Source organism: Pseudomonas sp. O39 (genome assembly GCF_045447295.1).
In the GTDB taxonomy this organism is placed as follows: domain Bacteria; phylum Pseudomonadota; class Gammaproteobacteria; order Pseudomonadales; family Pseudomonadaceae; genus Aquipseudomonas; species Aquipseudomonas antarctica_A.
Window position 1 is genome coordinate 340,437 of record NZ_JBJGXV010000003.1, and the last position, 12,075, is coordinate 352,511.

Annotated in this window: 10 protein-coding genes; 2 read left to right on the top strand and 8 right to left on the bottom strand. The window is 60.4% G+C overall.

Going from position 1 to position 12,075, the window contains the following annotated elements:
• Positions 1–2: 2 nt before the first annotated feature.
• From gcvH to arcD (ACI77D_RS06435), 7 genes are all read right to left on the bottom strand, one after another.
• A complete protein-coding gene (gene gcvH / locus ACI77D_RS06405; RefSeq protein WP_407016256.1) occupies positions 3–386 on the bottom strand; it encodes a glycine cleavage system protein GcvH in 384 nt (127 codons plus the stop codon).
• A gap of 401 nt (positions 387–787) precedes the next feature.
• Complete coding sequence (locus tag ACI77D_RS06410; protein ID WP_064453907.1) at positions 788–2,296, bottom strand: sigma-54-dependent transcriptional regulator; 1,509 nt, start codon at positions 2,294–2,296, stop codon at positions 788–790.
• A 185-nt stretch (positions 2,297–2,481) separates the two neighbouring features.
• Entirely contained in the window at positions 2,482–2,844 is a 363-nt protein-coding gene (locus tag ACI77D_RS06415) for a DUF5064 family protein (protein ID WP_064453906.1), read from the bottom strand.
• 18 nt (positions 2,845–2,862) lie between these two features.
• Positions 2,863–3,792, bottom strand: a complete 930-nt coding sequence (arcC, locus tag ACI77D_RS06420) for a carbamate kinase (protein ID WP_064453905.1) — start codon at positions 3,790–3,792, stop codon at positions 2,863–2,865.
• Positions 3,793–3,955: 163 nt separating this feature from the next.
• Positions 3,956–4,966, bottom strand: a complete 1,011-nt coding sequence (locus ACI77D_RS06425) for an ornithine carbamoyltransferase (RefSeq protein WP_064453904.1) — start codon at positions 4,964–4,966, stop codon at positions 3,956–3,958.
• 179 nt (positions 4,967–5,145) lie between these two features.
• Positions 5,146–6,402: an arginine deiminase gene (gene arcA / locus ACI77D_RS06430; RefSeq protein ID WP_262666162.1), complete on the bottom strand. Its 1,257-nt coding sequence runs from the start codon at positions 6,400–6,402 to the stop codon at positions 5,146–5,148.
• 23 nt (positions 6,403–6,425) lie between these two features.
• Positions 6,426–7,853: an arginine-ornithine antiporter gene (gene arcD, locus ACI77D_RS06435; protein ID WP_064453902.1), complete on the bottom strand. Its 1,428-nt coding sequence runs from the start codon at positions 7,851–7,853 to the stop codon at positions 6,426–6,428.
• Positions 7,854–8,298: 445 nt separating this feature from the next.
• Here arcD (ACI77D_RS06435) and arcD (ACI77D_RS06440) point away from each other — a divergent pair, with 445 nt between their 5' ends.
• Together arcD (ACI77D_RS06440) and ACI77D_RS06445 are read left to right on the top strand one after the other, a co-directional pair.
• Positions 8,299–9,726: an arginine-ornithine antiporter gene (gene arcD, locus ACI77D_RS06440; RefSeq protein ID WP_407016257.1), complete on the top strand. Its 1,428-nt coding sequence runs from the start codon at positions 8,299–8,301 to the stop codon at positions 9,724–9,726.
• Positions 9,723–10,586, top strand: coding sequence for a DNA-3-methyladenine glycosylase family protein (locus ACI77D_RS06445; RefSeq protein WP_407016258.1), 864 nt, complete (start codon positions 9,723–9,725; stop codon positions 10,584–10,586). The genes arcD (ACI77D_RS06440) and ACI77D_RS06445 overlap by 4 nt, the downstream gene beginning before the upstream one ends.
• Positions 10,587–10,701: 115 nt before the next feature.
• Here ACI77D_RS06445 and ACI77D_RS06450 read toward each other — a convergent pair whose 3' ends face one another.
• Positions 10,702–12,051: a CoA transferase gene (locus ACI77D_RS06450; RefSeq protein ID WP_407016259.1), complete on the bottom strand. Its 1,350-nt coding sequence runs from the start codon at positions 12,049–12,051 to the stop codon at positions 10,702–10,704.
• Positions 12,052–12,075 lie beyond the last annotated feature (24 nt).

Genomic DNA, 12,075 nt, shown 5'->3' on the forward strand with positions numbered 1-12,075 from the left:
CCTCAGGCTTCAGCGTTGGCTTTGATCAGGCGGTCGTACGCATCCTGATCCAACAGCTTAGCCACTGCATCGGCATCGGCGGGTTTAAAGCGGAAGAACCAACCTTCGCCCATCGGGTCTTCGTTGACCAGCTCGGGGCTGCCATCGAGTTGGACGTTGACTTCGAGGACTTCGCCGTCCAGCGGCATGTAGACGCCACTCGCGGCCTTGACCGATTCAACGGTGGAGGCTTCTGCGCCCTTCTCGTAGGACTGCAACTCCGGCAGTTGCACGAAAACCACATCACCCAACGCGTTCTGCGCGAAAGCGGTGATACCCACGGTGACGCTGCCATCGGCTTCGGCGCGCAGCCATTCGTGATCTTCAGTGAAACGCAACTCGCTCATGGAAACTCCTCAGGGCCAGATTCGTCTGGTGGACGGGATTGGAATAATGGGGAGTTGCTTAGCAATATCGCGGCCAATCTCATTAAGTCGTTACAAATCAATTGGTTAATGAAATTGGTTAGGAGGTTGTGCATTCAGGCTGTAGCGATTTCGCTACAGCTGGGCGGGCGAAAAAAAGCCTATGTGGATCAAAGCCTTGCATGGCGCGCAAAAAACAGGGTTGTAGCGATATCGTTACGCTGTAGCGCTTTCAGTACAGCGGATGTCGTTCTCAGACCAAATTTGGAATGCAGTCCCCTGTGGGAGCTGGCTTGCCTGCGATGCAGGCAACTCGGTCTGTCAGCTGAACCGAGGTGATGCGATCGCAGGCAAGCCAGCTCCCACATTTAGATCGAGTGCAGTCAGGGCTTGCTGGGGATGCCGTACTTACGCAGGCGATGCGCGATAGCCGTGTGGGAGGTTTGCAGGCGGCTCGCCAGTTGGCGGGTCGAGGGATAACTGGCGTAGAGCTTTTCCAGCAGGCTACGCTCGAAGTCTTCCACCGCCTGTTCCAGGCTGTCGACCTCGCCGTCGTTTTGGCGGGCTACCGAGGTGCCGGCGATGTCCAGGTCGCCGATGTCCACCAGGCTGCTTTCGCAGATGGCGGCGGCGCGGAAGATCACGTTCTGCAACTGGCGCACATTGCCCGGCCAGCGGTTGCCCAACAGCGCCGGGTAAGTGCCCGGTGCCAGACGGCACACGGGGCGCTGGATCTGTGCACAGGCCTGCTGCATGAAGTAGCGGGCGAGCAGCAGAATGTCCTGGCCGCGTTCACGCAGCGGCGGGACTTCGACGTTGAGCACATTGAGGCGGTAGAACAGGTCTTCGCGAAAGGTGCCCTCGCTGACCATCTTTTCCAGGTCGCGGTGGGTGGCGCTGAGAATGCGCACATTGACCTTCACTTCGCGGTCACCGCCCACGCGGCGGAAGCTGCCGTCATTGAGAAACCGCAACAGCTTGGCCTGCAAGTATGGCGACATTTCGCCGATTTCATCCAGGAATACGGTGCCCTGGTTGGCCAGTTCCATCAGCCCAGGTTTGCCACCGCGTTGCGCACCGGTAAAGGCGCCCGGGGCATAACCGAACAGCTCGCTTTCGGCGAGGTTTTCCGGCAATGCCGCGCAGTTCAGGGCCAGGAACGGCGCACTGTGGCGTGCGCTGATGGCGTGACAGGCGCGCGCCACCAGCTCTTTGCCTGTGCCGGTTTCGCCTTGGATCAACAGCGGGGCATCCAACGCCGCCACCCGTTGCGCACGCGCCTTCAGGGTGCGAATTGCTGGCGACTCGCCCAACAGCGCGTCAAACCCTTCGGCATGGTCGTGGTGCAGCGCCGACAACTGTTCGCCGATCCGGTTGGGTGGGTACAGGGTGAGCAGGGCGCCGGCGTCGGTGATCGGCGTGGCGTCGAGCAGCAGGGTCTGGCCATTGACGCTGATCTCGCGCAGAGGCAGGCGAAAGCCTTGCTCCAGCAAGGTGTCCAACAGCGCCGGGTCGTTGAACAGTTCGCTGATGCTTTCCCCGGCCGGCTCGCGGCCGTACAGGGCGATCAGCGCCGGGTTGGCCAGCAGGATCTTGCCCGCGCTGTCCACGGCCAGCACCGGGTCGGTCATGGCGGCCAGCAGGGCATCGAGTTGCAGGTGGCGGCGTTGGCCGGGGAGGATATCCACCACGGTGACCGCCTGCACGCCGTGCACGCTGAACAACGCGTCGCGCAGTTCCTCCAGCACCTCGGCGCTGAGGGTCGGCGCGTCGATGTAGACGTTGGGCGGCACCATCTCCACTGCATCCAGATTGAGATTGCGCCCACCGAGCAAGGCCAGGACTTCCTGGGTAATGCCGACGCGGTCGATGAAGCTGACGTGGATACGCATGGGGTGCTGGCAATTCTGGGGAGCGAGAGGTGGCAAGTATGCCTGACAGGCGATGGAGATCAAAAATGTGGGAGCTGGCTTGCCTGCGATCGCGGTAGGTCAGCCACCAGAATTAGTGACTGAAAGTGAGCTATCGCAGGCAAGCCAGCTCCCACATTGGAACTGTTTTGCCTGTTAAAAGGGGCTTACCCCAGGTGTTCCGGCTTGATGGGGTCTCCCGCCTTCACATCCAACTGATGCCGCACATCTTCAAACATCAAATCGTACTGTTTATGCATCGTGCCATTGAGCGTCGCAACCTTCGGCATCCCATAGTTCTGCGCGATTTTCATTGCGTGCCTGGCGAAGTCGAAAGATTGATCCTTGGGCAAGAAGAACTCCTCCTTGAGCTCCTTGCCTTGCACCGAGCCGTGCATCTTGAAGAGCATTCCCTTGCCTTCCTCTGGATCCTGGCTGACTTCGTAGTCGATACACAGGTTGTAGCTGTAGTCGTCCTTGTTGAGCGCGTGGCGTTCGATGTGCAGGTGACCAGGTTCAAAGGTGGCCATAGGCATTTCTCCTCTACTTCACAGGTAACTGATCCCGGGTTTGGCCGTGCTGATGCGTGTGCCGGCGCTGCCCTGGACGATGGCTTCGATGTCCGAGAGTGAACCGATGACGGCGGTTTTGCCAGTCTGGCGGGCGAACTCACACGCCGCTTGCACCTTCGGCCCCATGGAGCCGGCGGCGAAGCCGAGTTTTTCCATTGCGTCGGGGTGAGCCTGGGCGATGGCCTTCTGGGTTGGCTTGCCGAAGTCGATAAAGGCCGCGTTGACGTCGGTGGCGATCACCAGCAGATCGGCGTCCAGTTGCGCGGCTAACAGCGAGGAACACAGGTCTTTGTCGATGACTGCCTCAATGCCGCGCAGTGTGCCGTCTTCGCCATACATCGTTGGAATCCCGCCGCCACCGGCGCAGATCACGATGGCGCTTTTTTCCAGCAACCACTTGATTGGGCGAATTTCGAAGATGCGTTTCGGGCGCGGGCTCGCCACCACGCGGCGGTATTTATCGCCATCGGGGGCGATGGCCCAGCCTTTTTCGGCAGCGAGCTTTTCGGCTTCGGCTTTGGTGTACACCGGGCCGATAGGCTTGGTGGGGTTCTTGAAGGCCGGGTCTTTGGGGTCCACTTCCACTTGGGTGAGCAGGGTCGCAAACGGCACTTCGAAGTCCAGCAGGTTGCCCAGTTCCTGTTCGATGATGTAGCCGATCATGCCTTCGGTTTCAGCGCCCAGCACGTCCAGCGGGTAAGGCGAAACCTGGGTGTAGGCAGCTGCCTGCAACGACAGCAGGCCGACTTGCGGGCCATTGCCGTGGGCGATCACCAGCTCGTTGCCGGGGTGGATCTTGGCGATCTGTTCGGTGGCGATTCGGATATTGGCGCGTTGGTTGTCCGCCGTCATGGGTTCACCACGGCGGAGCAGGGCGTTACCGCCCAGTGCAACGACGATACGCATAATAAATGTCCTTCTAGAATTCAGCGAGGTCTCCGAGCGAAGAGCAATCAGTGTGGGAGCCGGGCTTGCCCGCGATGGCATCACCCAGGTATTCCTGAGAAACCGAGGTGCCCGCATCGCAGGCAAGCCAGCTCCCACACCGACTGTGTTTCGACAGTGAGGGTTAGATATCCGCGAGCGCCGACACCAGGATCGCCTTGATGGTGTGCATGCGGTTTTCCGCTTGCTCAAACGCGATGTTGGCCGGCGACTCGAACACGTCCTCGGTCACTTCCACACCATTGGCCAGGTTTGGGTAGCGCGCAGCGATGTCCTTGCCGACCTTGGTTTCGCTGTTATGGAACGCCGGCAGGCAGTGCATGAACTTCACGCGAGGGTTGCCCGAGGCCTTCATCATCTTGGCGTTGACCTGGTACGGCAGCAGTTGCTCGATACGCTCGTCCCACGCTTCCACCGGCTCGCCCATCGACACCCAGATATCGGTGTGGATGAAGTCGACGCCTTTGACCGCCTCTTTCGGGTCTTCGGTGATGGTGATGCGTGCGCCGCTTTCTTCGGCGAACGCCTGGCACTGCTTGATGAAATCTTCATGCGGCCACAACGCTTTCGGCGCGCCGATGCGCACGTCCATGCCCAGCTTGGCGCCGATCATCAGCAGCGAATTGCCCATGTTGTAACGCGCGTCGCCCAGGTAGGCGTAGCTGATGTCATGCAGCGGCTTGTCGCTGTGTTCGCGCATGGTCAGGGTGTCGGCGATCATTTGCGTCGGGTGGAATTCGGCGGTGAGGCCGTTGAACACCGGCACGCCGGCGAACTTGGCCAACTCTTCGACGATTTCCTGCTCAAAGCCACGGTACTCGATGGCGTCGAACATCCGGCCCAAGACGCGGGCAGTGTCTTTCATGCTTTCTTTGTGGCCGATTTGCGACGACACCGGGTCGATATAGGTGACGTGGGCGCCCTGGTCATGGGCCGCCACTTCGAACGCGCAGCGGGTGCGAGTCGAGGTTTTTTCGAAGATCAGCGCGATGTTTTTGCCCTGCAGGTGCGGACGCTCGGTGCCAGTGTATTTGGCGCGCTTGAGGTCGCGGGACAGGTCCAGCAGGTAGTTGAGCTCGCGAGTGGTGTGGTGCATCAGCGAGAGCAGGCTGCGGTTGCGCATATTAAAAGCCATGATGGATCTCCTTCCCCGACACTGTGAAAGCTACTGCGCTTGGAAATCCTGCGTTAAAAACAGGCTCGGAATGCTCATTTACAACCAGTAAACTCCGCTTCCTCGCCTGTTTTTTCCTTGTCTTTCCTACGCTCGCTACGCTTTCACAGCGCCGGGTCGTAATAAGTTAAAAGTTAGGGTTAGTAGTCGATTGGGTCGCGGATGATCGGGCAGGTCATGCAGTGGCCGCCGCCACGGCCGCGGCCGAGTTCACCGGCGCTGATGGTGATGACTTCCACACCGGCCTTGCGCAGCAGGGTGTTGGTGTAGGTGTTGCGGTCGTAACCGATCACCACGCCAGGCTCCAGCGCCACCACGTTGTTGCCGTCATCCCATTGCTCGCGCTCGGCGGCGAAGCTGTTGCCGCCGGTCTCGACCACACGCAGCGCCTTGAGGTTGAGCGCTGCGGCCACGGTTTCGAGGAAGTTGGTTTTCTCCCGTTGGATATCGATGCCGTGTGGCTTGCTGTCATCAGGGCGCAGGGTGAAGGGAATGATCTGGTTGACCACTTCGGGGAAGATGGTGACCAGGTCGCGGTCGCAGAAGCTGAACACGGTGTCCAGGTGCATCGCCGCGCGGGACTTCGGCAGGCCGGCAACGATCACGCGTTCCACAGCTTTGTTTTTGAACAGGTTGCGTGCCAGTTGGCCAATCGCCTGGTGGGACGAACGTTCGCCCATGCCGATCAGCACGACACCATTGCCAATTGGCATGACGTCGCCGCCTTCCAGCGTGGCGGCACCGTGTTCCTGGTCGGGGTCGCCGTACCAGATCTGGAAGTCTGCGTTAGTGAACTCGGGGTGGAATTTGTAGATGGCCGAGGCCAGCAGGGTTTCCTGGCGTCGCGCCGGCCAGTACATAGGGTTCAGCGTCACGCCGCCGTAGATCCAGCAGGTAGTGTCGCGAGTGAACTGCGTGTTCGGCAGCGGCGGCAGAATGAAGCTTGCGTGGCCGAGGAAGTCGCGGAACATCTCGATGGTCTTGCCACCGAAACTGCTCGGCAGGTCATCGGCCGACACGCCACCAATCAGGAACTCGCTGATTTTGCGCGGCTCCAGGCTGCGCAGCCAGGCGCTGACTTCATCGATCAGGCCCAGGCCAACCGTATTCGCGGTGATCTTGCGTTGCAGGATCCAGTCCAGGGCTTCGGGGATGGTGACGATATCGGTCAGCAGGTTGTGCATTTCCAGCACATCAATGTCCCGCTCGCGCATCTTGGTGACGAAGTCGAAATGATCGCGCTTGGCCTGGGCGACCCACAGCACGTCATCAAACAGCAGTTCATCGCAGTTGTTGGGGGTCAGCCGCTGGTGGGCCAAACCTGGGGAGCACACCATGACTTTACGCAGTTTGCCGGCTTCGGAATGTACGCCGTACTTCACTTTTTCCGTGGTCATTACAGATCCTCCAGTGAGAACAATTACAGTGTCAGGAAGCCGGCGTAGAGCCCGTAGGCCGCCACCAGGGCGCCCACGACTACCGCGGCGAATATCAGCTTCTCGACGTTGGTGAAAATCGGTTTGCCCAGTTCATGCTTGGCCTTGGCGAACAGGATCGCGCCAGGCGCGTAGAGCAGGGCGGACAGCAGCAGGTACTTGGTGCCACCGGCGTAGAGCAGCCAGATCGCGTAGATCAGGGCGACGGCGCCGATGAACAGGTCTTTCTTGCGTTCGCGCAGCGCGTTTTCGTAGGTCTCACCGCGCACCGCCAGCAGCAAGGCGTAGGCTGCCGACCACAGGTAGGGCACCAGGATCATCGACGTGGCGAGGTAAATCAGCGACAGGTAAGTGCTGGCGGAAAACAGTGTGATCACCAGGAACACCTGCACCATCGCGTTGGTCAGCCACAGGGCGTTGACCGGCACATGGTTGGCATTTTCCTTACGCAGGAACTCCGGCATGGTGTGGTCCTTGGCGGCGGCGAACATGATCTCCGCGCACAGCAACACCCACGACAGCAGCGCCCCCAGCAGGGAGATGATCAAGCCGACGCTGATCAGCACCGCGCCCCAGTGACCGACTACATGCTCCAGCACGGCGGCCATCGACGGGTTCTGCAATTTGGCCAATTCCGGTTGGGTCATGATCCCCAGGGACAGCACGTTCACCAGCATCAGGAACAGCAGCACGGTGATAAAACCGATGACGGTAGCCTTGCCCACGTCGGAGCGTTTTTCCGCACGGGACGAGAAGATGCTCGCGCCTTCGATGCCGATGAATACCCACACGGTAACCAGCATCATGTTGCGCACCTGGTTCATCACACTGCCCAGGTCCGGGTTTTTCACGCCCCAGATATCGGCGGTGAAAATGTCCAGTTTGAACGCGAACACGGCGATCAGCACGAACAGCACCAGCGGCACCACCTTGGCGACGGTGGTCACCAGGTTGATGAACGCGGCTTCCTTGATCCCGCGCAGCACCAGAAAGTGCACGGCCCACAGCAATACCGAGGCGCCAATCACCGCCGCAGGCGTGTTGCCTTCGCCGAAGATCGGAAAGAAGTAACCGAGGGTGCTGAACAGCAACACGAAGTACCCGACGTTGCCCAGCCAGGCACTGATCCAGTACCCCCAGGCGGACGAGAAGCCCATGTAGTCGCCGAAGCCCGCCTTGGCATAGGCATACACCCCGCCGTCGAGGTCAGGCTTGCGATTGGCCAGGGTCTGGAACACGAAAGCGAGGGTCAGCATGCCGATGGCGGTAATCACCCAACCGATCAGCACCGCGCCGACATCGGCACTGGCCGCCATATTTTGCGGAAGTGAGAAGATCCCGCCGCCAATCATTGAACCCACGACCAGGGCAACCAGTGCGCCCAGTCGAAGTTTTCCGGGAGATTCAGACATTGCATGACTCCAATGCAGGAGAAGAGAGACCACAGAATAATTCTGTGCGCTGATCAAACAGCTGACTTAGATCACGTCATTGGCACATTTCATTGTGAATTAATGACTTAGAGGGGAAACACTTGAGGGGCACTTTTCTCGGGAAGACGCTCTCTAGAGCGGTCTCTGCGTGATGACTAATGATTTAGTCCGTGTGATGGACGTTTGAAACTAGTCTGTTTTGCAGAATATGCAAACTTTTAAACAACGCGCCGAGAAGCTCGCTAGATAGCGGCCAAAGGCCTGCGTCTTTAAATTGTTAATAAGCCTAAACTTTACAAACTTTCATGCCGTTATGTTATGAGCCTGTGGGTTTTATTACCGTCTTAAATAAACGTTGCACTCGCTGAATGAATTAGTTGAGTACACGGTTGTCCGCTCAATTATTGTTTCTGTAGGAGTTGTTATGTCTGAATCGGTCGAGAAACTCCGTCTCAGCGCGCTGATCGCCCTGGTGGTGGGCTCGATGATCGGCGGTGGGATTTTCTCCTTGCCACAAAACATGGCCGCGCGCGCCGGAGTGGGCGCCGTGTTGATCGGCTGGGCGATCACCGCCGTCGGCATGTTGACCCTGGCCTTCGTGTTCCAGACGCTGGCCAATCGCAAACCTGAACTGGATGCCGGGGTGTATGCCTACGCCAAAGCCGGTTTTGGCGATTACATGGGCTTCTCGTCCGCCTGGGGGTACTGGATCAGTGCCTGGATGGGCAACGTCGGTTATTTCGTGTTGCTGTTCAGCACCCTGGGTTACTTCTTCCCGGTGTTCGGCCAGGGCAATACGCCGGTCGCTATTGGCTGCGCGTCGCTGTTGTTGTGGGCCGTGCATTTTCTGGTGTTGCGCGGCATCAAGGAGGCGGCGTTCATCAACCAGATCACCACCGTGGCGAAGATCGTGCCGCTGGTGATGTTTGTGGTCATCAGCGCCGTCGCGTTCAAGGCCGATATCTTCACCCGCGATATCTGGGGCTTGGGCAATCCGCAATTCGGCAGCGTGGTTGATCAGGTGCTCAACATGATGCTGGTCACCGTGTTCGTCTTCATCGGCATTGAGGGCGCCAGTGTGTATTCGGCGCGGGCCGAGAAACGCTCGGATGTAGGCCGGGCCACGCTGATCGGGTTTCTTGGGGTGCTGGCGCTGCTGGTGCTGGTGAATGTGTTGTCGCTGGGGATCATGAGCCAGCCGGAACTGGCGCAATTGCAGAACCCATCCTTGGCTGGTGTGCTGGAACATATTGTCGGACCTTGGGGCGCGGTGGCGATCAGCATCGGCCTGGCGTTGTCGTTGCTGGGGGCTTTGCTGTCCTGGGCGCTGCTGTGCGCAGAAATTCTTTACGCCACGGCCCATGACAAGACCATGCCGGCCTTCCTGAAAAAGGAAAACGCCAACCAGGTGCCGGCCAACGCGTTGTGGCTGACGAACGTAATGATCCAGGTTTTCCTGGTCATCACGCTGTTTTCCCACAGCACTTACACCAACCTCATCTACCTGGCCTCGTCAATGATTCTGGTGCCCTACCTGTGGTCGGCAGCCTATGCAGTGCTGTTGAGCGGGCGCGGCGAAACCTATGACGGCGCCCCGCGCCAGCGCTGCAAGGATTTGCTGGTCAGCCTGATTGCCCTCGGCTACGCGGTATGGCTGCTGTACGCAGGCGGCTTGAAGTACCTGCTGCTCTCGGCACTGCTGTATGCGCCCGGTGTGATTCTATTTGCCCTGGCCAAGCGCGAGCAGGGCCAGCCCTTGTTTACCCACATGGAAAAAGGCATTTTCAGTTGCGTGGTCGCGGGCGCGGGGCTGGCGGCGTATGGGCTGTACAGCGGGGTATTGTCGTTGTGAGACTGGCGTATCAGCCACCCTATGACTGGGCGGCGATGGTGGACTTTTTATCCTTGCGGGCAATCAGCGGGTTGGAGATTGTCGAGGCCGGTGTGTATCGGCGCAGCATCAGCGTCGCAGGTTCCCACGGCTGGATCAGTGTTGCGCCGGGGACCGGGGATTGGCTGGAGGTCGACGTCGAGTTTCCTGACACCGCCGCGCTTCCCGAGATCGAGCGGCGCTTGAGGGCGATGTTCGATGTGGATGCCCAGCCGCAGTTGATCAATGCGCAACTGGCCGCCGACCCGTTAATGGCGCAGCTTGTTGCTGGCCGTCCTGGCCTGCGCGTGCCGGGTGCGTGGGACGGTCTGGAACTGGCGATTCGTGCCGTGCTGGGGCAACAGATCACGGTGGTGGCGGCCATTCGCCTGGCGGGTAAATTGGTGGCGCAGTATGGCCAGCCGTTGCACACGCCACACGCCGGTATCACCCATGTTTTCCCGACGCCCGACGTCTTGGCAGCGGCGGACCTGGCGACGTTGGGCATGCCCAAGGCTCGGGGTCGCACCTTATCGGGTGTTGCCCAGGCTTTATTGGATGACCCGCAGTTATTTGAGCCCAAAGCCAGCCTGAAGGAGGGCGTGGCGCGGCTGGTGGCGTTGCCGGGAATCGGCGACTGGACTGCGCAGTACATCGCCATGCGCCAGTTGCGCGAGCCGGATGCGTTTGCCTCGGGGGATATCGGATTGATCAATGCGCTGGCGGCGTTGGAAGGTGGGCCGGTAACCGCGCGCGCATTGTTGGCGCGGGCTGAGGCGTGGCGGCCTTTGCGGGCGTATGCCGCGCAGCACTTGTGGACGTCGTTAAGTCGGGCGGATTGATAGCGTCTGCCAGGGCCTCTTCGCGAGCAAGCCCGCACCCACATTTTGACCGTATTCCAAAGGATGTACTCGGTAAAGTGTGGGAGCGGGCTTGCTCGCGAAAGAGGTTTTCAAATCACCACTGTGGCCGATGCGACCCCAATTCCCCCGCTGGCAAATCCCACTGCAAAGGCGTGCCACTGATGGTCACCGGCGCGAGCAAACGATGGGCCTGGCCCCAGGCCGTTTGCTCCACCACCACACCCTGATCGCCCGCGTCTTCAGCCCGCAACGCCGGTTGCTCCGGCACTTGCCCGGCCTCCACCAACAGCTTCGCGGTGCGTGCCAACGACAACCGCGCCGAACCGCCACGCCCGGTTTTCAAGCGCTCGCTTAACGCCTGAATCGCACTGGCCGCCATCAAATACCCGGTGGCGTGATCCAGCGCCTGCAACGGCAGCGGCACCGGTTTATCCGACTGTTTCCAGGCCATGCCCGCGTCAGCAATCCCGCAGCTCATCTGCACCAGGCTGTCGAAGCCGCGACGATTACGCCATGGGCCGCTCCAGCCGTAGGCATTGAGGCTTACGTCGATCAAGCCGGGGGCGAGGGTTTGCAGGTCATCGGCGCAGTAGCCGAGTTGCTCCAGGGCATCGGCGCGGTAGCCGTGGAACAGAATGTCGGCCTCTTTGAGCAGGCTTTCGAAAATCTGCCGGTCCTGGGGGCTTTTCAGGTCCAGGCGAGCGCAGCGTTTGCCCAGGGTCATTTCCGGCACCACGCCCGGCTCGTTCCAGCTGGGTGAGTCGATGCGCAGGACATCGGCGCCAAGGCCGGCGAGGAAACGACTGGCCACGGGGCCGGCCAGTACGCGGGTCAGGTCCAGCACCTTGATGCCGGCCAACGGCCGCGCCACGGAACCGAGCCAGGGTTTGTCGGCCGTAGCATCGAAGGTCCGGCGCTGCACCAGGTCCTGCGCATTGACCGCCAACCCCTGCGGATGGGTTTGCCAGGCCTGCCATGAACGCATCTGCGCTGCGCAGCCGCCTTCATCGACAATCGCCTGTTCCAGTTCTGCCGCGTTCCACGTTGCGACGTGGCTGGCCATCTCGGCACGGTCATTGACCTTGCCGAGTACGCGCTCGGCGGCCGCGCGGTGATGGGGCGCATTGGTGTGTAAACGAATCCAGCCATCGGCGCAGGCATAGTCGCCGGCGACCGGGTCCCACAGCGGCGGTACTTGCCAACCCACCGGGCGAATCGAGGACGAGAACCAGAAGGAGGCTAGGCGCCGGTCCACGCTGACGCTGGGCAAGCGCCCGGTCTGCTGCTGAACAAGTTGGGCGACGGCTTGGCCGGCGGCACCGAGACTGGCGGCCGCCAGTTCGGTCACGGCGAAGGTCGAGGGCAGGGCGCCGGCTTCGGTAAAGGTCAGCGCGACTTGCGGTAAATCGAGTGCGGCTTGGATGGGAGTCAGCAGGTCAGTCATCAAAGGCCCTCCGTAAGAGAAGGG

Bases quoted from the DNA above. Each gene is read 5' to 3' on its own strand.
- arcD (WP_064453902.1), bottom strand. From the start codon at position 7,853: ATGTCTGAATCTCCCGGAAAACTTCGACTGGGCGCACTGGTTGCCCTG.
- gcvH (WP_407016256.1), bottom strand. From the start codon at position 386: ATGAGCGAGTTGCGTTTCACTGAAGATCACGAATGGCTGCGCGCCGAA.
- ACI77D_RS06415 (WP_064453906.1), bottom strand. From the start codon at position 2,844: ATGGCCACCTTTGAACCTGGTCACCTGCACATCGAACGCCACGCGCTC.
- arcA (WP_262666162.1), bottom strand. From the start codon at position 6,402: ATGACCACGGAAAAAGTGAAGTACGGCGTACATTCCGAAGCCGGCAAA.
- arcC (WP_064453905.1), bottom strand. From the start codon at position 3,792: ATGCGTATCGTCGTTGCACTGGGCGGTAACGCCCTGCTCCGCCGTGGT.
- ACI77D_RS06410 (WP_064453907.1), bottom strand. From the start codon at position 2,296: ATGCGTATCCACGTCAGCTTCATCGACCGCGTCGGCATTACCCAGGAA.
- arcD (WP_407016257.1), top strand. From the start codon at position 8,299: ATGTCTGAATCGGTCGAGAAACTCCGTCTCAGCGCGCTGATCGCCCTG.
- ACI77D_RS06450 (WP_407016259.1), bottom strand. From the start codon at position 12,051: ATGACTGACCTGCTGACTCCCATCCAAGCCGCACTCGATTTACCGCAA.
- ACI77D_RS06425 (WP_064453904.1), bottom strand. From the start codon at position 4,966: ATGGCTTTTAATATGCGCAACCGCAGCCTGCTCTCGCTGATGCACCAC.